The 19,628-nt window shown below is 71.4% G+C and carries 15 protein-coding genes; 3 read left to right on the plus strand and 12 right to left on the minus strand.

Features of this window, described 5'->3' with window-relative positions:
• Positions 1-55: 55 nt before the first annotated feature.
• The 10 genes from ACX6XY_RS13340 to ACX6XY_RS13385 form a co-directional block, all read right to left on the minus strand.
• Positions 56-469 (minus strand): cytidine deaminase, encoded by a 414-nt coding sequence (locus tag ACX6XY_RS13340; protein ID WP_460329684.1) that lies wholly within the window; start codon positions 467-469, stop codon positions 56-58.
• Complete coding sequence (locus ACX6XY_RS13345) at positions 466-1,731, minus strand: ABC transporter permease (protein WP_460329686.1); 1,266 nt, start codon at positions 1,729-1,731, stop codon at positions 466-468. The genes ACX6XY_RS13340 and ACX6XY_RS13345 overlap by 4 nt, the downstream gene beginning before the upstream one ends.
• Complete coding sequence (locus tag ACX6XY_RS13350) at positions 1,731-2,870, minus strand: ABC transporter permease (protein WP_460329688.1); 1,140 nt, start codon at positions 2,868-2,870, stop codon at positions 1,731-1,733. The genes ACX6XY_RS13345 and ACX6XY_RS13350 overlap by 1 nt, the downstream gene beginning before the upstream one ends.
• On the minus strand, positions 2,867-4,636 hold the full coding sequence (locus tag ACX6XY_RS13355) for an ABC transporter ATP-binding protein (protein ID WP_460329690.1): 1,770 nt from the start codon (positions 4,634-4,636) through the stop codon (positions 2,867-2,869). The genes ACX6XY_RS13350 and ACX6XY_RS13355 overlap by 4 nt, the downstream gene beginning before the upstream one ends.
• 99 nt (positions 4,637-4,735) lie before the next feature.
• Positions 4,736-5,791 carry a BMP family lipoprotein gene (locus ACX6XY_RS13360; protein WP_460329692.1) on the minus strand — a complete coding sequence of 352 codons (1,056 nt, stop codon included), beginning with the start codon at positions 5,789-5,791 and terminating at the stop codon, positions 4,736-4,738.
• Positions 5,792-6,122: 331 nt separating this feature from the next.
• Complete coding sequence (locus ACX6XY_RS13365; RefSeq protein ID WP_460329794.1) at positions 6,123-7,388, minus strand: amidohydrolase; 1,266 nt, start codon at positions 7,386-7,388, stop codon at positions 6,123-6,125.
• A 181-nt stretch (positions 7,389-7,569) separates the two neighbouring features.
• Positions 7,570-8,838, minus strand: coding sequence for a hypothetical protein (locus tag ACX6XY_RS13370; protein ID WP_460329796.1), 1,269 nt, complete (start codon positions 8,836-8,838; stop codon positions 7,570-7,572).
• A gap of 142 nt (positions 8,839-8,980) precedes the next feature.
• Positions 8,981-9,949, minus strand: coding sequence for an N-acetylneuraminate synthase family protein (locus ACX6XY_RS13375; RefSeq protein ID WP_460329694.1), 969 nt, complete (start codon positions 9,947-9,949; stop codon positions 8,981-8,983).
• 91 nt (positions 9,950-10,040) lie between these two features.
• The gene (locus ACX6XY_RS13380) at positions 10,041-11,291 is read right to left on the minus strand and encodes a cytidylyltransferase domain-containing protein (protein WP_460329696.1); all 1,251 of its coding nucleotides are present in this window, start codon (positions 11,289-11,291) and stop codon (positions 10,041-10,043) included.
• Between the two features lie 59 nt (positions 11,292-11,350).
• Entirely contained in the window at positions 11,351-12,694 is a 1,344-nt protein-coding gene (locus ACX6XY_RS13385; protein WP_460329698.1) for a DUF6716 putative glycosyltransferase, read from the minus strand.
• A gap of 187 nt (positions 12,695-12,881) precedes the next feature.
• Here ACX6XY_RS13385 and ACX6XY_RS13390 point away from each other — a divergent pair, with 187 nt between their 5' ends.
• A complete protein-coding gene (locus tag ACX6XY_RS13390; protein WP_460329700.1) occupies positions 12,882-13,913 on the plus strand; it encodes a glycosyltransferase family 2 protein in 1,032 nt (343 codons plus the stop codon).
• A gap of 17 nt (positions 13,914-13,930) precedes the next feature.
• Positions 13,931-15,355: a polysialyltransferase family glycosyltransferase gene (locus tag ACX6XY_RS13395; protein WP_460329702.1), complete on the plus strand. Its 1,425-nt coding sequence runs from the start codon at positions 13,931-13,933 to the stop codon at positions 15,353-15,355.
• Positions 15,356-15,449: 94 nt separating this feature from the next.
• Here ACX6XY_RS13395 and ACX6XY_RS13400 read toward each other — a convergent pair whose 3' ends face one another.
• Together ACX6XY_RS13400 and ACX6XY_RS13405 are read right to left on the minus strand one after the other, a co-directional pair.
• Positions 15,450-16,562, minus strand: coding sequence for an acyltransferase (locus ACX6XY_RS13400; protein WP_460329704.1), 1,113 nt, complete (start codon positions 16,560-16,562; stop codon positions 15,450-15,452).
• 180 nt (positions 16,563-16,742) lie between these two features.
• Complete coding sequence (locus ACX6XY_RS13405) at positions 16,743-18,329, minus strand: acyl-CoA mutase large subunit family protein (RefSeq protein ID WP_460329706.1); 1,587 nt, start codon at positions 18,327-18,329, stop codon at positions 16,743-16,745.
• A gap of 307 nt (positions 18,330-18,636) precedes the next feature.
• Between ACX6XY_RS13405 and ACX6XY_RS13410 the strand changes: the two genes are divergently transcribed.
• Positions 18,637-19,575 (plus strand): L,D-transpeptidase family protein, encoded by a 939-nt coding sequence (locus ACX6XY_RS13410; RefSeq protein ID WP_460329708.1) that lies wholly within the window; start codon positions 18,637-18,639, stop codon positions 19,573-19,575.
• Positions 19,576-19,628: the final 53 nt, after the last annotated feature.

Genomic DNA, 19,628 nt, shown 5'->3' on the forward strand with positions numbered 1-19,628 from the left:
GACGGGCTGGATGTGCCGGGCGGGGCTGGGGCTGGGGCTGGGGCTGGGGCTGGGGCTACTTCAGGTTTTCCGGGCCGAACGCGTCCGGGAGGATCTCGGACAAGGGGCGGATGCCCGAGGCGGTGTCGAGGAGGAGTTCGGGGCCGCCGAACTCGTACAGGAGCTGGCGGCAGCGGCCGCAGGGCATCAGGACCGCGCCCGCGCCGTCCACACAGGTGAAGTGCGTGAGGCGGCCGCCCCCGGAGAGGCGGAGCGCGGACACCAGGCCGCACTCCGCGCACAGCCCGAGGCCGTACGACGCGTTCTCGACGTTGCAGCCGGTGACGGTGCGGCCGTCGTCCACCAGGGCCGCCGCGCCGACCGGGAAGCCCGAGTACGGGGCGTACGCGCGGGACATGGCGTCGCGCGCCGCCTCGCGCAGGGCTTCCCAGTCGATGCCGACGGAGGCGTCGGCGTCGGCGTCCGTCACTTGCCCTGCCCCTTGCGGTAGGGCTTGCCGTTCGCTTTCGGCATCCGCAGGTTCTGCGCCGCCAGGGCCAGGACCAGCAGCGTCGCGATGTAGGGCGCGGCGCCGATGAACTGCCTCGGCACCTCGTCCACGGTGAGATACGTCAGCACGGCCCCGAGTCCGGCCAGCGCGGCCAGCCCGGACTGGAGGTACTTGTGCTTGGCGGCCTGCCAGACGGCGACGATGACCAGCAGGATGCCGATCAGCAGGAACATCGCCATGACGTTCTCCGCGCCGCGCTCCTTGAGCGAGCCGGTGAAGCCGAACAGCAGCGCGCCCATCGCGACGCCCGCCGGACGCCAGTTACCGAAGATCATCGCGGCGAGGCCGATATAGCCGAGCCCGACGGTCTGGCCCTCGCGGTAGAAGGGCGCGGCCACCTCGGAGAGGAAGACGCCGCCGAGGCCCGCGAGCGCGCCGGAGGCCAGTACCGCGATGTACTTGTAGAGGTAGACGTTGACGCCGAGGGACTCGGCGGCGACCGGGTTCTCGCCGCAGGACCGCAGCCGCAGTCCGAAGGCGGAGCGCCACAGGATGAAGTAGGTCGCGACCAGCAGCCCGATCGCGATGACCGACAGCCAGGACAGCCGGGTGGTCAGCGCGCCGAGGAAGCCCGCGAGGTCGGAGACCAGGAACCAGTGCTTGCCGTTGAGGTCGACCAGCCAGTCCGACAGGCCGGGCACGGTCAGCCTGCCGAGCGGGTCGACCTGCGGGGACTGGGTGGAGCTGCCGCCCTCTTCCGCGCCGAAGGTCAGCTTGGACAGGAAGCGGGTCGCGCCCAGCGCCAGGATGTTGATGGCGACACCGGAGACGATGTGGTTGACGCCGAAGGTGACGGTGACGATGGCGTGCAGCAGTGCGCCGAGCGCGCCGCCGATCATGCCGACCAGCAGGCCGGTCCAGGGGCCCCACTGATATCCGGCCCAGGCGCCGAACCAGGTGCCGAAGATCATCATGCCTTCGAGGCCGATGTTGATCACGCCCGCGCGCTCCGACCACAGACCGCCGAGACCGGCGAGCAGGATCGGCACGGCGACGGAGATCGCGGCGGCCACCTGGCCGACGGAGGTGATGTCGTTGGTGCCGGTCAGGGTGCGGACGAGCGAGAAGAGGACCAGGCCGCCGAGTGCGTAGTACAGCATGCGGCGCCAGTCGAAGCCCGAGCCGTGGGGGGAGGGGGCCGCGGGCTTGGGCGCGGCCGGGGCGGTTGCCGTGGCGGCCATCAGGCAGCCACCTCCTCGTTCTTCTTCGCGGCGGCGGCCAGCTCGGCGCCGACCTTCGACTGCTGGCGGCTGAGGCCCCAGCGCCGCACGGACTCGTAGGCGACGACGACGGCGAGCACGATGATGCCCTGCATGATCACGGAGATCTCGGACTCGTAGCCGTTGTCGTCGAGGGTGGTGGACGCCTTGTCGAGGAAGGCCCACAGGAGCGCGCCGAAGGCCATGCCCAGCGGGTGGTTGCGGCCGAGGAGCGCGATGGCGATGCCGGTGAAGCCGTATCCGGCGGGGAAGTCCGACACGAAGGTGTGGGTCTCGCCGAGCAGCACGGGCATGCCGATGAACCCGGCCAGCGCACCGGAGGCGACCATCGCGATGACGACCATCTTGCGGCCGCTGACGCCGGAGGCGAGGGCCGCCGACTCGGACGCGCCCGCGGCGCGCAGGTCGAAGCCGAAGCGGGTGCGGTTGAGCATCACCCAGTAGCCGACGCCGCACAGCGCCGCGATGACCACGAAGCCGTAGATCTCGAAGTCGCCGTAGGGGATTCCGGGGAACCAGGCGGACTCGGGGAGGTCGCCGGTGTGGACCACGTTGGAGCCCTCGGGCTGGTGGCCGAAGACGTCCTTCTGAATCAGGTAGCCGATGATCGCGGTGGCGATGGCGTTCAGCATGATCGTGGCGATCACCTCGCTGACGCCGCGGAACACCTTGAGCAGCGCCGCGATGCCCGCCCAGATCGAGCCGACCAGCACGGCGGTGACGATGACCGCGATCATCTTCACGACGCCGGGGCCCGGAAGGTTGAAGCCCACGATCGCGCCGACGCACGCGCCGAGGCGGTACTGGCCCTCGACGCCGATGTTGAACAGGTTCATGCGGAAGCCGACGGCGACCGCGAGCGCCGCGAAGTAGTACGTGACGGTCTGGTTGAAGACCAGCGCCTGCACGTCGGGCCACTCGGCGACGTAGCTCACCATGAGCGAGTACGGCTCGAAGGGGTTCTTGCCGGTGGCGAGCAGGATGACCGAGGTCAGCGTCACGGCCACGGCCAGGGCGAGCAGCGGAGCGGCGAGCGCGAGGATCAGCCGCTCCTTGGCGAGCTCGCGCTTGATCTCCTTGGTGGGTGCTGCGGTGTTCATCGGTCCTCTCCCCCGCTCTGCGTGGAGTTCTCGGCGCCGGAGTTCCCCGGCGGGGCGTCCTCGGGGTGCTCCAGATGGCCGGACGCGGCGCCGGTCATGGCCGAGCCCAGTTCCTGCGGGGTGATGGTCGCGGGGTCGGCGTCGGCGACCAGGCGGCCGTCGAAGATGACCCGCAGCGTGTCGGACAGGCCGATCAGTTCGTCCAGGTCGGCGGAGATCAGCAGAACGGCGAGCCCCTCGTGGCGGGCCTCGCGGATCGCGTCCCAGATCTGCGCCTGCGCGCCGACGTCCACGCCGCGGGTGGGGTGGGCGGCGATCAGGAAGCGCGGGGTATGGCTCATCTCGCGGCCGACGATCAGCTTCTGCTGGTTGCCGCCGGAGAGCGAGGCCGCGGTGACCTCGATGCCGGGCGTGCGGACGTCGTACTCGTCGACGATGCGCTCGGTGTCGGCCTTGGCGCCCTTGGGATCCAGCCAGAAACCCTTGGAGTTGGGCTTCTCGGTGACGTGGCCGAGGATGCGGTTCTCCCAGAGGGGGGCCTCCAGGAGCAGGCCGTGCCGGTGGCGGTCCTCGGGGATGTAGCCGATGCCCTGTTCGCGGCGCTTGCGCGTCGGCCAGTGGGTGATCGTCTCACCGGCCAGCGAGATGGTGCCGGAGTCGGGGTCCTTGAGGCCGATCAGGGCCTCGATCAGCTCAGTCTGGCCGTTGCCCTCGACGCCCGCGATGCCGAGAACCTCGCCCGCGTGGATGGCGAAGGTGAGGTGGTCCAGGACCGGCTTGCGGCCTTCGGCGCCCAGCGTGAGGTCCTTGACGTCGAGGACGACGCGGTCGGTGACCGTGGACTCGGTGGTCTCCGGGACCGGCAGTTCGCTGCCGACCATCAGCTCGGCGAGCGCGCGCGGGGTCGTCTCGGACGGGACGGCCGTGCCGACGGTGGTGCCGCGCCGGATGACCGTGATGTCGTCGGCGACGCTCAGCACCTCGCCCAGCTTGTGCGAGATGAAGATGACCGACAGGCCCTCGGCCTTGAGTTCGCGCAGGTTGGCGAAGAGCGCGTCGACCTCCTGCGGGACCAGGACGGCGGTCGGCTCGTCGAGGATCAGGGTGCGGGCGCCGCGGTAGAGGACCTTGAGGATCTCCACGCGCTGGCGGTCGGCGACGCCGAGGTCCTCGACGAGGGCGTCGGGGTTGACGCCGAGGCCGTAGGCCTGGGAGATCTCCAGGATCTTCTTGCGGGCCTTGGAGCCGATGCCGTACAGCTTCTCGCCGCCGAGTACGACGTTCTCCAGGACGGTGAGGTTGTCGGCGAGCATGAAGTGCTGGTGCACCATGCCGATGCCGCGGGCGATCGCGTCGCCGGGGCTGGCGAAGCTGACCTGCTCGCCGTCGATCGTGATGGTGCCCTCGTCCGGCTTCTGCATGCCGTAGAGGATCTTCATCAGCGTCGACTTGCCTGCCCCGTTCTCACCGACCAGAGCGTGCACGGTGCTCCTGCGGACGGTGATGTCGATGTCGTGGTTGGCGACGACGCCGGGGAATCGCTTAGTGATGCCGCGGAGCTCGACGGCCGCGGTCTCGGTGGAGGCTGTGATGGCGCACTCCCTCGGGGCGGAGTAAAGGAGGTGACGGAAGGGTGACGGAAGACGGAAGGTGACGGACGTGCCAGACGTGGCTGACGTGACGGATACGACGGATGCGACGGACGTGCCGAAGGTGACGCGGGGCCGCGGCGGTGAGCCGCCGGGGTGGCGACCGTATCCTGTCATGCACACGCTACGCGCGTAGAGTCAGCGAGAAAGCAGGAGTGCGAGCGCCCTCCGGGGGATAAGGGTCCCCCGGAGGGCTGGCTCGGCGAGCCGGGAGGGTTACTCCTTGGGCTCCGTGGCGACCTTGATCTCACCGGCGGCGATCTTCTTCTTCGCCTCGTCGACCGCGGCGATGGTGTCCGTCATCTTGACGAACTCCGGGTTGGACTTGGAGTAGCCGACACCGTCGTGGGCCAGGTCGGCGGAGATGACACCGGACTGCGGCTTGCCCTCCTGGACCGACTTGACGAAGTCGTACACCGCGCCCTCGACGTTCTTGAGCATCGAGGTCAGGATGACCTCCTTCACGCCCGAGAGCGCCGGGATCTTGTACTGGTCCGAGTCGACGCCCAGGCCCCAGGCGTCGCCCTTGGCCTTGACCGCCTCGAAGGCGCCGCCGCCGGAGCCGCCGGCCGCCGGGTAGATGACGTCGGCCTTCTTGGAGAGCATGCCGTTCGCGATGCGCTTGCCGCCCGCCGGGTCGGCGAAGCCCTTCGTGTCGGGCAGCTGCGTGATGTACTCGGTGAGCACGGTGACGTCCGGGTTGGTGTCCTCGACGCCCTGCTTGAAGCCCGCCTCGAACTTCTTGATCAGCGGAGTGTCCACACCGCCGATGAAGCCGACCGTGTCGGTCTTGGTGGTCTTGGCGGCGACCACGCCCATCAGGTAGGAGCCCTGCTCCTCGGTGAAGACCAGGTTGGCGACGTTGTCCGCCTGCTTCGAGGAGTCGTCGACGATGCCGAAGCTGGTCTTCGGGAACTTCTTGGCGACCTCGTCGATGGCCTTGGCGTAGACGAACCCGACGCCGATGACCGGGTTGTAGCCCTGGCGGGCCATCTCGGTCAGGCGCTGGATCTTGTCGCGCTCGGACTCGCCCTCCTTGGGCTCCTTCTCGGCGCCCTCGATGTTGAATTCCTTCTTGGCCCGGTCGTAACCGGCGGCGGCCGCGTCGTTGAACGACTGGTCGCCACGGCCGCCGACGTCGTAGGCGAGGCCGATGCCCTTCTCGGACGAGCTGCTGGACTTGTCTCCGTCGTCGCTTCCGCACGCGACAGCGGAGAAGGCGAGAGCAGTGGTGGCCGCACCACTGACGACGATCTTGGTCACCCGGCGCACGATGGGTACCCCTTCACTCAAGGAAGCGCCCCGACCGGGGCTGACTTACCGGGAGCTTAACGCGCGTAGATGTGTCGTAAAGAGGGGTTCAGCGCCTGTTATGCAATCGAAGCGTTTCGGACAACCCCCATAGGGTGTCGCGCGGGCGAATCCGCAGGTCACCTTTTGTCCCGGACAGGAACAAAGGGACGGGAACGACGCGCCCGCGCGCCCCCGGACGGCCCCCGGACGGCCCCCGCTCCACGGGAGCGCGACTGGGTCACGGGCGCGGGCGTGGCTGGAACGCCCCTCCCGGAACTCAGGCTTCACGTCCGGGCTGTCGCCGGTCGGGCTACCGCTGGGCGGCGTCGATGAGGGCGGCGGCGGTGAAGAGTTCGACGCCGACCGTGATGGCCGACTCGTCGGCGTCGAAGTCGCCCTGGTGGAGATCTCGGACGGTGTGGTCGCCCGGCGTGCGCACGCCGAGGCGGGCCATCGCGCCCGGTACGTGCTCCAGGTACCAGGAGAAGTCCTCGCCGCCGAGGCTCTGTTCGGTGTCCTCGATCGCCCGGACCCCGCGGCGGGCCGTCATGGCGGCGTGCAGCAGGTCGGCGGCGGCCGGGTCGTTGACGACCGGGGGGACCCCGCGGACGTAGTTGATCTGCGACTTGGCGCGGTACAGGTCGGCGATGTCCTGGACGGCGGCGTGCACCAGGTCGGGCGCCTGCCGCCAGGCGGCCAGGTCGAGGCAGCGTACAGTCCCGGACAGCTCGGCGTGTTGCGGGATGACGTTGCAGGCGTGGCCCGCCTCGATCCGGCCCCAGGTGACGGCGAGCCCGGAGCGCGCGTCGATCCGGCGGGCGACCAGCGCCGGGACCTCGGAGACCACCTTGGCGGCGGCGGTGACCAGGTCGGTGGTGAGGTGCGGGCGCGCGGTGTGGCCGCCGGGGCCGTCCAGGGAGACCTCCAGGCGGTCGCAGGCGGAGGTGATCGGGCCGTGCCGCAGCCCGATCCGTCCGGCGTCCACGCGCGGGTCGCAGTGCACCGCGAGGATCCGGCCGACGCCGTCCAGGACTCCGGACTCGACGGCGTCCGTCGCGCCGCCGGGCAGCACCTCTTCGGCGGGCTGGAAGATCAGCCGTACGGGGGCCGGGAGCCGCCCCGCGCGGTCCAGTTCGGCGAGCACCAGGCCCGCGCCGAGCACGACGGCGGTGTGCACGTCGTGGCCGCAGGCGTGGGCGCGGTCCGCGACGGTGGAGCGGTACGGCGAGTCGACCTTGGCGTCCGGGATGGGCAGGGCGTCGATGTCCGCGCGCAGGGCGAGCATCGGCCGCGCCCGGTCGGCGGCGCCGATGTCGCACACCAGGCCGGTGCCGGTGTCGAGTACCCGTGGCCGGAGCCCGGCCCGCTCCAGGCGGGCCTTGAGCGCGGCGGTGGTCCGGAACTCCTGATGGCCTAGCTCGGGGTGCATGTGCAAGTCGCGCCGGAAGGCGACGAGTTCGGTGCGCAGCCGTTCGGGCAGCGCACCGGGCAGGGGGTCCGCCGGAGCGGACTCCGCGTCGGACGCGGCCTCTGCGGCTTCGGGCTCGGCGCGGGACTCTCGGGACTCGCGGGACATCAGCTGGTTCACCCTTTGAAGGGTAGAGCGGCTCATGAGCCAACTAACCCACGATCAGCAAAAGTTCAGCCAGATTGGCGTAAGAAACCCAGTCGAGGCGGGCATGAGCCCCTTGCCCCGCGGGTATGACAGTTAGTTTCCCTTCGATTCCCCTCCGTTACGACCTCCGTTACGACCTCTGCTACGCCGTGCGTACGGACCGCAGTCGGTGCACGTCACGGGCGGTTCCGGTGACGCCGGACAGAAAGCCCTGGGCGCGCGGGGACGCGTGGTCCGTCAGCCAGGTGGGGTCGATGTCACAGACCGCGACCTCGACCCCGGCGCCCGCCAGGGCCAGCGGCAGGGTGTGCACCACGGTCGAGGGGAAGCTCACGATCGTACGGCCGATCGGGCCGCGGCGGGCGACGAGCTCCAGCGGGAGGTCGGGGCGGACGATGTCGAGTCCGGTCTCGGCCGACAGCCGTTGCAGCTTCTCGGGCAGCTCCCTGCGGTGGGCGAAGTAGCGGCCCGCGCCGTGGGTGCGGGCCAGTCGCGCGACCGCCGCCAGATAGCGTTCCCGGTCCACCACCCCCGTTTCGACCAGGGATGTGCCCACGATGTCCGCGCTCTCGCAGACGCGCGGGGGGCCGAAGCGGGCGCGGGTCCAGGAGAAGTCGTTCTCGGTGATCCGGATGCCCGCCGGGGCGCGCACCGGCATCGACGAGAACACCTCCACGTCGCGCGCGCCCGACGGGGTGAGGCGGCGGCGCGCGGAGGCGGAGACCGGCGCGAACAGCACGTCCCGCGCCCCGCGGCGGCCGCCGCGCCGGTGCCAGCGGACCAGGCGTTCGCCGCTGGCGAGTTGGGTGAGGAACTCCATGGTCGCGGTCCCGTCGTCGACCACCACGAGGTCACGGGCGTGGGTCAGGGTGAGCAGGAGTTGCACATAGCGGGAGAAGGGGTCGCCGATCACCACCCGGCGCGCCCCGCGCAGCAGCCGTGCGAGCCCGCCGACGGTGCGCACCGCGGCGGCGGCCCCGCCGCGCGCCTCCTCCCAGCGCACGGTGTGCCCCTCGTCCCAGGCCAGTTCGGTCATCCGGCGCAGCTGGCCGCGCGACATGGGGTCGACCGGGGACAGCACGATGACGGTGAGCCCGGTGGCGGTACGGGCGGCGGGCGCGGGCGGGTCGGCGGGCGCGGGTGCGCCACGATCGGGCGCGCCGCGCGTGGGCTCGGGCGCGCCGCGCTCGGGCGCGCCGCGCTCGGGCTCGGGCTCGGGTGCGCTGGACGCGGGTGCGCCGGAGGCGCGCGGGTCAGGCGTACCGGGCGCGGGCATGCCGCGCTCGGGCGTACCGGACGCGGGCGTGCCGGACGCGGGCGGGGTGGCCGTGCGCGTGGTGGCCGGGGTTGTGCTGGAGTGCGCCCACTCCAGCACGTTGAGCAGTTGGACCGGGCTCTCCACGAACGCCACGGTGCCGGTGTGGTCGGCGCGGTCGGGGTGCTCAGTGGGTGTGCTGGCCGTGGCGGGGCGGCGGGGCGGGGTCGGCGCCCCCGACTGCTCGGGGGCGCCGACGCGTCCGGGCGAGGACTTCACCGTGCGGCGTCCGGCTGTCTCAGACCGCGGCCGTCTCGCGGTCGGCCTGCCGCGCCTCGGCCTCGGCCTCGGCGACGACACCGGTGACGCGGCGCAGCTTCTTCATCGGGCCGAGCTCGGACTCGTACACCTTCTTGACGCCGTCGCCGAGTGAGGCCTCGACGGCGCGGATGTCGCGCACCAGGCGGGACAGCCCCTGCGGCTCGACGGACGCGGCCTGGTCGGAGCCCCACATCGCGCGGTCCAGGGTGATGTGCCGCTCCACGAAGGCGGCGCCGAGCGCGACCGCGGCGAGGGTGGTCTGCAGGCCCGTCTCGTGGCCGGAGTAGCCGATCGGGACGTTCGGGTACTCGCTCTGGAGGGTGTTGATGACGCGGAGGTTGAGCTCGTCGGCCTTGGCCGGGTACGTCGACGTGGCGTGGCAGAGCAGGATGTTGTCGCTGCCCAGGACCTCGACCGCGTGGCGGATCTGCTTCGGGGTCGACATGCCGGTGGACAGGATGATCGTGCGGCCGGTGGCGCGCAGGGCGCGCAGCAGCTCGTCGTCGGTCAGCGAGGCGGAGGCGACCTTGTGGGCGGGGATGTCGAACTTCTCCAGGAAGGCGACGGCCTCGGTGTCCCACGGGGACGCGAACCAGTCGATGCCGCGCTTCTTGCAGTGCTCGGCGATGGCCGTGTACTCGGCCTCGCCGAACTCCACGCGGTGACGGTAGTCGATGTACGTCATCCGGCCCCAGGGGGTGTCGCGCTCGATGTCCCACTGGTCGCGCGGGGTGCAGATCTCCGGGGTGCGCTTCTGGAACTTGACGGCGTCGCAGCCCGCTTCGGCGGCCGCGTCGATCAGCTTGAAGGCGTTGTCCAGGTCGCCGTTGTGGTTGATGCCGATCTCGCCGGTGATGTAGACGGGGCGGCCGGGGCCCGCGGTCTTGTTGCCGAGGGTGCGCAGGCGGGACGTGGTGGCGGCGGCCGCGGCGGGGGTGGCAGACATGGCAGGTGTTTCCTTAGGTGTCGAGGGAGCTGAGGGAGCTGAGGGAGCTGAGGGGGTTAAAGGGAGTTGAGGGGTCGAGGGAGCTGAGGGGTTAAAGGGAGTTGAGGGAGGGGCCGAGGATCCAGGAGGCGATCTCCCGGATCGCGCCGTCGCCGCCCGCGGACGCGGTGACCGCGCGTGCGGCGTCGCGTACGACGTCGTGGGCGCTGGCGACCGCTACCGGCCAGCCCGCGAGGCCGAAGCACGGGAGGTCGTTGACGTCGTTGCCGACGTAGAGCACGCGCTCGGGCGCGATGCCCTGCTCCTCGCACCACTGCTTCAGTGCGAGGTCCTTGCGGTCGATGCCGTGCAGCACGGGGATCCGGAGCTTGCGCGCGCGGGCGGCGACGACCGGGTTCTGTTCCGTGGACAGGATCAGCATCTTCAGGCCGTCCCCGCGCAGGGCGGCGATGCCGAGTCCGTCGCCGCGGTGTACGGCGACGAGTTCGCGTCCTTCGGAGTCGATCAGCACCCGGTCGTCGGTCTGGGTGCCGTCGAAGTCGATGACCACCGCGTCGACGTCGTCGCGGGTGGGGAGTCGGCGGGGCGCTTCGCCGTCCGCGCGGTCCAGGAGCGGGGCCAGGGCGCGGGCGCGGGCGAGGTCGTGCGGGTCGTCGATCTCCAGCACGCGGGCCGGGTCGGTGCGCACCAGTTCGGTACGGCCGAAGAAGCGATGCCGGTGGGTGCGGAACCCTTCGGCGGTCATCGCGTACGCGGCGCCGGTCTCCAGCAGGTCCTGGGGGCGGTCCTGACGGCGGGGGCGGTGGGACTTGTCGTGGTTGACGCCGTAGCCGCCATCGGCCGGGGCGGCCCCGGCGTCGCCGTCTCCGTCCCGCCAGACGAAGCCGTGGAACGGCGCCACGGTGACCGCCGTGTCCGCGCCGCCCTCGGTGACCGCGGCCGCGACGGCGTCGACGTCCTCGCGGGCCAGGAACGGGCTGGTGCACTGGACCAGCAGGACCACGTCCACCCGGCCGCCGTGCAGCGTCTCGTGGGCGTCGATCGCGTGCAGCACCGCGGCCTCGCTGGTGGCCGTGTCCCCGGCGATCGCGGCGGGACGCCGCACCGTCTCGGCGCCCGCGTCGCGTGCGGCGTCGGCGATGGCGGCGTCGTCCGTGGAGACCACCACATCGGTGACCAGGCGCGTCGCGCGGCACTCGCGGACGGCGCGGACGACCAGCGGCACTCCGGCGACCGGCGCGAGGTTCTTGCCGGGCACGCCCTTCGAGCCGCCGCGGGCCGGGATGACGGCGAGTACCCGGCGTACCGGTGGGGCGGCCTGGCCCGCTTGTGAGTCAGTCATGGGCAGGTCTCCTAGAAGGGTTCGCTCTCGGGGCTTCGCGCTGAGCCGCTCGCCGGGGTTCACAGCTCCCCCATCCGCCGGATGACCGGCGCGACGCGCTGCACCCCGTGGCGGTACGCGCCACGGGCGGCGCGGCGCACCGCCTGGCGCACCGGGCCCGCCTGCCGGTCGGCGGCCGGGGCGCCGGGCAGCGGGGCGCCGTCCGGGCCGAGGTGGTGGCGGGCGAGGATGCCGGGCAGATATCCGGGTGCGGTGGTGCGGGTGTAGTACGGGTCCAGGGGCGGCAGGGCGCTCTTCCGCAGCTCGCTGACGCGGGCGCGGGCGGCGTCGAAGGCCGTCTCGTACGACCCGTCCGCGGCCACTCCCTGGCGGGTCAGCCACCGCTCGTCGGGGGCCGGGGTGTGCCCCGCGTCCAGCTGGTCCCAGGAGGCCAGGCAGCCGGAGCCGATGAAGTGGTGGTTGCCGAGCGCCTCGCGTACTCCCAGGTCGGTGAGGACCGCGGTGGGGATGCGGCGGTGCAGGGATTCGAGCGCGGCGGTGGAGCTGACGGTGACCAGCAGGTCGGTGCGGTCGAGTACGTCGCCCATGTGCCCGTAGACCAGGCGGCAGTTGGCCGGAAGGGCGAGGTGCTGGGCCAGCTTCTGGTACGGGAGCTCCTCCAGGTGCGTGGTGTGCTCGCCGGGCTTGGAGCGGAGCTTGACCAGCACCTCGCGGTCGGGGTGCAGCCGGGCGTGCCCAGCCGCCCGTCGCAGCAGATACGTCCGGTCCGCGCGGGACTCCGGGACCGACGGCTGGGCCGCGAAGGCGACGGTGTACGGCTCGCGCGGCGCGTGCGAGCCGTTCGGCTCGCGCGGTTGGTACGCGGCCCCGCCGAGGAAGGGCAGGGCCGCCTCCACGACCCCGCTCGATTCAGCGCCGACTCCCTCGTACACGGCCCGGAAACGGTCCGCGTCCTGCCGGGAGTTGGCGAGCACGACGTCCGCGCCGTGCCGCAGCAGCAGCCCGTCCGCGAGCTTCTCGTAGACGACGCCGACATAGCCGGTGACGACCACGGGCCGCTCGGCCCGCTCCCGCCACACGCGGGCGAGCCCGTGCAGCATCGCCTGCACCGCCCCGCCGACCAGGGCGAGCACGACCACGTCGTACCGCTCGCGCTCCATGACCCGCAGGAACTCGACCCCGGTGACCTCGCGCAGCGCGTCGGCGCGCACGCCCACCTCGTCGAGCTGCCGCGCGGTGGGCGTGGCCCGCCCGCGGAGCAGGAACCCGTCGAGCAGTACGGAGCCGCCGTCCCGGTCCTCGCCCTCCGGCACGAGGCGACGTGCGGTGAGCGCGCCCCACTTCCATCGGGTGTCGGAATCCGCGAGTACGGCAACTCGCTGCTTCTTCGTCGTACTTGGCACGTCGAAGACGCTAGGAAGGAATTCGGCAGCGCGGCCCAACCAGAACTCAACAGCTGGTTAACAGCACCTCGACAGTTGGCGAACCAGCCCCGGAATCAGTCGGGTTAACCAATCCGCCACGCTTCGTTCACCCACCGTCTTTCCAAGGGTCGAGACGCCTGGCGATCGGGTGCCTAGCATCACCCACGTGGTTAAGCTCTCAGTCATCGTGCCGTTCTATAACGTCCGGCAATACGCGCCCGATACGCTCAGAAGTCTGCGGGCCAACGCTCGGCCGGACTTCGAGTTCATTCTCGTCGACGACGGGTCGACCGACGGCACGTCGGAACTCCTGGAACGCGCCGCGCGTGACGTACCCGGATCGGTTCTCCGCAAGCACGAGAACAACGGCAGCGTGGCTGACGCGCGCAATACGGGAATCGACGCGGCCCAGGGCGAATATCTCGCGTTCCTGGACGGCGACGACTGGGCGGCGCCGGGCTACTACGCCCAACTGGTCGCCGCCGCCGAGAGCTTGGGCTGTGACTTCGTCCGGACGGACCATGTCCGGTTCACCGGCAGCGCCCGGTCGGTTCAGCGCGTGCCGTTCGGTCCGCGCAACACCGTCGTCTCGCCGCGTACGGCGATTCTCCCGGTGAACCGCTCGACGCCCGTCGACTACCCGTTCGTCTGGGCCGGTGTGTATCACCGCCGTCTGGTCGAATCGGGTCTGCTGCGTTTCCGGGCGGGTCTGCGCACGGCCGAGGACCGGCTGCTGACCTGGCAACTGCACCTGGGCGCGGAATCCTTCGCGGTACTGGGACTGCTCGGCCAGTTCTACCGCCGGGGCGTCACCTCCTCGCTCACCCAGATCGGCGACATGCGGCAGCTCGACTTCATTCGCGCCTTCGACCAGGTGGTCGAGGAAACCGCGCGGGACCGGGAGGGGCACCTGTTCCTTCCCAAGGCGATTCGTACGTACTGCGCGATGATCTCCCATCATCTGCGGTCGACGGACAGATACGAGCCGTCCGTGGCGCGGAAACTGCGTTCGCTGAGCGCCGGGGCGCTGCGGCGGCTTCCGCAGGACGTCCTGGACGACGTACTGGACTCCATGGACGACGAACGCGCCCGGCACTTGCGCAGACTGCGGCGCAAACCCCTGTCCGGCGCTCAGCACGGCGCCGATGCGGACGAGACGGCCGGGGCGGCCGGGGCGGCCGGGGCGGGCACACGATGACGGGCGACGGACACACGATGACCGGTGACGAGCACACGATGACCGGCGACGGGAGCACGATGACCGGCGAAGTACAGCTGTTCTGCGCCTCCACGCTGTACGGCGTCGCCACCCTCGCGGCCGCGATCGACGAAGGCTGCTTCGGCCCGCCCGTACGCCGCGTCCTGCTGCTCAGCAACAACTCCGCGACGCCCGAACTCGCCTCCCCGCTCGACGAGCTGCCGGGATTCGCGAGCCTGCGCGGGCGCTTCGACGAGGTGATCTCCTGGAACGAGACCATCGCGCCCCTGCACCCCAGCGGCTGGTCGCCCCGCGCCGACGACGCGCCGCTGTGGGAGCGGCAGCTGCGGAACTCCTGGCGGCTGGGCGACGCGCCGGTGCGCGTCACCGTCGAGTCCATCCAGGTCAACCCGGCGCTGGCGCTGGCGCGGATCTTCACGGACGCCCCGATCGACGTCTACGCGGACGGGCTGATGAGCTACGGGCCGACCCGCAAGAAGCTCGACCCGCTGGTCGGGACGCGGGTGCGCCGACTGCTGCATCTGGACCTGGTGCCCGGTCTGGCGCCGCTGCTGCTCACCGAGTTCGACGTACCCGCCGAGATCGTGCCCACCAGGACCTTCACCAAGGTGCTCGCCGAGCTCGCCGACGCGTCCGGCACGGCTGACACAGCCGACGCGTCCGATGCGCAGGGCGCGCCGTCGACGCCGCGTGCCCCCGCGCTGCTGCTCGGGCAGTATCTGGCCGCCCTGGGCATCCTCACCGACGACGAGGAGGAGGAACTGCATCTGCGGATGCTGCGGGGCGCCGTGCGGCTCGGCCACCGGCATATCGTGTTCAAGCCCCACCCCACGGCGCCCGCGCGGTTCTCCGACGCCCTGGAGAAGGAGGCCGCGCTGCTCGGCGCCGAGCTGACCTCGCTCGACACGCCGGTGCTGGCCGAGACGCTCTACACCCGGCTGCGCCCCGCCCTCGTCGTCGGCTGCTTCTCCACCGCGCTGCTCACCGCGGCCTCCTGCTACGGGCTGCCGGTCGCTCGGGTCGGCACGGAGCTGCTCCTGGACCGGCTCACCCCGTACCAGAACAGCAACCGGGTGCCCGTGACCATCGTGGACGCGCTGCTGCCCGAGCTGGACGACCGGGCCGCCGTGGAGTCCTGGTCGCTGCCGGACGAGGACCGCGTACGCGCTGAGCTGTCCGACCTGGTGAAGGCCGTCGGCTTCGCGATGCAGCCGCAGATCTACCCGGTGCTGCGCCCGGTCGCCGAGGACTACCTCACGCGGCATCCGGTCCCCGGCTCGCTGCGCTACTTCAAGCGCCGCCGCCTCACCGCGCTGGCCCTGCCCGGCGCGATGCCCGCGCAGCTCGGCTTCATCCCGCGCAACGCGCTCGTACGGCGGGTGGCCAAGCGGGTGCGGTCGTGGCAGCGGCAGACCAGCTGACCAGCTGACCAAGGGCAGCAGTCAGCAATCAGGCAGTCACGGACCAGGGGTGAGGGGCCGCACCGAGTGCGGCCCCTCACCCCTTCTCGCCGCGTCAGCCGAGGAAGCGGCGCAGCCCCAGCCGCCCCCACAGCAGGCTGGCCCCGAAGGAGAGCAGCGCGGTGGCGACGGTGAGCAGGGCCACCAGCGAGACGGCCGCGGCCACGCCCAGGTCGGCGGAGATCAGCCGGTGGCCGAGGACGTCGAGCACCAGGACATGGACCATGTACGCGCCGAGCGCCCCGTTGGCCAGCCAGGCCAGGCGCGGACGCCAGCGCTCGGGAATCCGCACCCGGTTGAGGGACAGCAGCACGGCCCCGGTGAGCAGCGCGACGAGGACGCTGGCGTTGGGGATCACATAGTGGATCTCGTGCTGGTACCAGAGCACCGCCAGCACGGCCGCGCACGCGAGCAGCGGCCAGGGCCAGCGGCGGCGGCCGAACGCCCCGGCCGGGAGGGCGAACAGCAGCGCGCCCAGGACCGCGTAGACGATCTGGTACACGCCGAAGCCCCACCCGAAGCGGGGTACGTCCCAGTCGGTGACCCGCGCGAGATCGCCGAACAGCGTCGGGGCCGCCGCGACGGCCAGCAGCGCCGCGCCCAGGCCCCAGGGCCGCTTCCCCGACCTCACCATCGCGGCGAACGCCAGCAGCATCACGATCGGCACGTAGGCGTACAGGTACCAGAGGTGGTACGCGGGCCGCGTCGAGGCGAACACGGACTCCAGCGCCAGTTCCCCGATCGGCGACTCGTTGGTGCCGCGCCACCGCCCCCAGAGCAGATAGACCGCCGTCCACACGGCGAGCGGCAGCAGAATCCGTACGAGCCGCTGCCACAGCCGTCGGGCGTTCTTCGGCGGCGCTCCGACGAGCACCGCCCACCCGGCGATCGCGAAGTACATGGGGACGGCGTAGCGGCTGATCGCGTCCGCCGTCATCCCGGCCCAGTAGGCGCTCTGCCCCGCCTCGGTCCCGCGACCCGTGCCGCTGACGAACAGCGCCCCGGCGTGGCCCAGGATCACCCCGAACGAGCAGAGCAGCCGTATCAGGTCGATGTCGTACCGGTGTTCGCGCGGGGCGGGGCGGTCGGACGACGCAGCCGCGCGGGACACGGGCACGGCGACGCCGCCCAGGGCGGGTGCGCTGGACGGGGAAGGAGAGACAGACATGGTCCGAGAAAGCTAGGGGGACCGGGTCACGCGCCGAAAGCCCGGCGATGAACAACAGGTGCGGCGAGGTGGCCACTTGGTGAACGACGGTACGCGCGACACGGCAGCGAAACGGCAACGACACGGCAGCGGCGGCGGTGCGCGAAGCACCGCCGCCGCGTAAGGCACTGGCTGCCGCGATCAGAACGCGTCAGTGGGGACGTACGTGCCCCAGATCTCGCGCAGCGCGTCGCAGACCTCCCCGACCGTGGCCCGCGCCTTGAGCGCGTCCTTCATCGGGTACAGCACGTTCGCGTCGCCCTTCGCCGCCTCCTGGAGCGCCGCCAGCGCCGCGTCCACGGCCTTCTGGTCGCGCTCGGCGCGCAGCTTGGCCAGCCGCTCGGCCTGCTCCGCCTCGATCGCCGGGTCCACGCGCAGCGGCTCGTACGGCTCCTCCTCCGCCAGCTGGTAGCGGTTGACGCCGACCACGACCCGTTCGCCCGAGTCGGTCTCCTGGGCGATGCGGTAGGCGCTGCGCTCGATCTCGTTCTTCTGGAAGCCGTGCTCGATGGCGCTCACCGCGCCGCCCAGGTCCTCGACCTTCCGCATCAGTTCCAGCGCGGCCGCCTCCACGTCGTCGGTCATCTGCTCGACGACGTACGACCCGGCGAACGGGTCGACGGTGGCGGTGACATCGGTCTCGTACGCGAGGACCTGCTGGGTGCGCAGGGCCAGCCGGGCGGACTTGTCGGTCGGCAGCGCGATGGCCTCGTCGAAGGAGTTGGTGTGCAGCGACTGGGTGCCGCCGAGTACGGCCGCCAGGCCCTGCACGGCGACCCGGACCAGGTTCACCTCGGGCTGCTGGGCGGTCAGTTGCACGCCCGCGGTCTGGGTGTGGAAGCGCAGCATCAGCGACTTGGGGTTCTTCGCGCCGAACTCCTCCTTCATCACCTTCGCCCAGATCCGGCGCGCGGCACGGAACTTGGCGACCTCTTCGAGGATCGTCGTACGGGAGACGAAGAAGAAGGACAGGCGCGGGGCGAAGTCGTCGACGTCCATTCCGGCGGCGACGGCGGTACGGACGTACTCGATGCCGTCGGCGAGCGTGAACGCGATCTCCTGCGCGGGGGACGCGCCCGCCTCCGCCATGTGGTAGCCGGAGATCGAGATGGTGTTCCACTTCGGGATCTCGGCCTTGCAGTACTTGAAGATGTCCGCGATCAGGCGCAGCGACGGCTTGGGCGGGAAGATGTACGTGCCGCGGGCGATGTACTCCTTGAGCACGTCGTTCTGGATGGTGCCGGTGAGCTGGTCGGCGGCGACGCCCTGCTCCTCGCCGACGAGCTGGTAGAGCAGCAGGAGCAGCGCGCCGGGCGCGTTGATCGTCATCGAGGTGGAGACCTTGTCCAGCGGGATGCCGCCGAACAGGACGCGCATGTCGTCGATCGAGTCGATGGCCACGCCGACCTTGCCGACCTCGCCGGAGGCGATCGGGGCGTCGCTGTCGTGGCCCATCTGGGTGGGCAGGTCGAAGGCGACCGACAGGCCCATGGTGCCGTTCTCGATCAGCTGCTTGTACCGGGCGTTGGACTCGACGGCGGTGCCGAAGCCCGCGTACTGGCGCATCGTCCAGGGCCGTCCGGTGTACATCGTGGGGTAGACGCCCCGTGTGAAGGGGTACGCGCCGGGCTCGCCCAGCTTGTCGGCCGGGTCCCAGCCGGACTCGGCGAGGGTGTCCGGTCCGTAGACCGGCTCGATGGGCAGTCCGGACTCAGACTCGCGCGCCATGTGCTGTGCCTCCTGCTGCTACTTGCCGGTAATCGACGACCCTCGCGACGGACTGTAGCTGCGGGGGCGCGTCGGGTGGAGGTCCGCACGCTGGGACCTTGCTCACAGCGACGCGCCGTGGCTCGGGCGGCTCGCGGCCACTCGCGGCGACTCGCCGTGGCTCGGGGCGTGCGTTCACTTCCATGATGCGGGGGAACTCTCTCGGTACGGAGGACATCCCAGGGTGGGGGGCCAGATGCGCAGGACTTCCATGACGCGATGGAGACCGCGGCGGAGACCGCGGCGGGCACGGCGGACACGGCGGGTTATGGCCGTCGTGGCGGCCGTCGCCGCCGTCGCGGCGGTCGCGGCGGGCTGCGAGGCCCAGGCGGTGGACGGGCGGGGCGACGACGGCCTCGGCGGGAAGCGGCCGCCGCCGCTGACCGCGGTGCCGAGCCCATCGAGCCCATCGAGCCCATCAAGCCCGTCGAGCCCGTCGAGCCCGTCGAGCCCGTCACCGGAGGGCAAGCCGCACGCGGGCGCGGAGTCGGCGGCGGCACCGGGCGCGGGCCCTTCCCCGCGCCCTTCCCCGAGCGCGTCCGCGAGCCCTTCGCAGGCCCCCGCGCCGTCCCCGAAGGTGCTGCTGGCCAGGGGCGATCAGGGCGAGCGCGTACGGGACCTCCAGGCGCGGCTGCGGCAGATCGCCTGGTTCGGCGGTCCGGGCCCGACCGGGCGGTACGGCCCGTCCACCGTCACCGCGGTCAAGGGCTTCCAGGCCAAGCGCGGCCTGCCCGCGACCGGCGAGACCGATGAGACGACCTGGCGGCGGCTGCTCGCCATGACCCGCGAGCCGGGTTTCTTCGAGCTGTACGCGGCGGGCGACCAGCCACCCGCCAAGCCCGACCCGCGCTGCCTTGCGGGCCGGGTCCTGTGCATCAGCAAGAAGAGCCGCACGCTGACCTGGATGGTCGACGGCAGAGCGCTGTCGACGGTGGACGTGCGGTTCGGCTCGCAGTACACGCCGACCCGCGAGGGCACGTTCACCGTGTACTGGAAGTCCCGGCACCATCACTCGACGCTCTACGACACCCCGATGCCGTACGCGATGTTCTTCAGCGGGGGCCAGGCGGTGCACTACTCGTCGGACTTCGCGGCCCACGGCTACAGCGGCGCGTCCCACGGCTGCGTGAACGTACGGAGCAAGCCCGGCATCGCCACGCTGTTTGCCCAGGTAAGGACCGGCGACAAGGTAGTCGTCTACCGGTGAGGCACCAAGATCCGGTTCAGGCGCAAAGAGAGGCAGGGGCGGGACCGGGGGAA

This window comes from Streptomyces sp. O3, from assembly GCF_054788135.1.

Coding starts and splice junctions, on each gene's coding strand:
- ACX6XY_RS13350 (WP_460329688.1), bottom strand. CDS start 2,870: ATGAACACCGCAGCACCCACCAAGGAGATCAAGCGCGAGCTCGCCAAG.
- ACX6XY_RS13355 (WP_460329690.1), bottom strand. CDS start 4,636: ATGACAGGATACGGTCGCCACCCCGGCGGCTCACCGCCGCGGCCCCGC.
- ACX6XY_RS13395 (WP_460329702.1), top strand. CDS start 13,931: ATGACCGGTGACGAGCACACGATGACCGGCGACGGGAGCACGATGACC.
- ACX6XY_RS13380 (WP_460329696.1), bottom strand. CDS start 11,291: ATGACTGACTCACAAGCGGGCCAGGCCGCCCCACCGGTACGCCGGGTA.
- ACX6XY_RS13405 (WP_460329706.1), bottom strand. CDS start 18,329: ATGGCGCGCGAGTCTGAGTCCGGACTGCCCATCGAGCCGGTCTACGGA.
- ACX6XY_RS13410 (WP_460329708.1), top strand. CDS start 18,637: ATGGCCGTCGTGGCGGCCGTCGCCGCCGTCGCGGCGGTCGCGGCGGGC.
- ACX6XY_RS13365 (WP_460329794.1), bottom strand. CDS start 7,388: ATGTCCCGCGAGTCCCGAGAGTCCCGCGCCGAGCCCGAAGCCGCAGAG.
- ACX6XY_RS13400 (WP_460329704.1), bottom strand. CDS start 16,562: ATGTCTGTCTCTCCTTCCCCGTCCAGCGCACCCGCCCTGGGCGGCGTC.
- ACX6XY_RS13345 (WP_460329686.1), bottom strand. CDS start 1,731: ATGGCCGCCACGGCAACCGCCCCGGCCGCGCCCAAGCCCGCGGCCCCC.
- ACX6XY_RS13375 (WP_460329694.1), bottom strand. CDS start 9,949: ATGTCTGCCACCCCCGCCGCGGCCGCCGCCACCACGTCCCGCCTGCGC.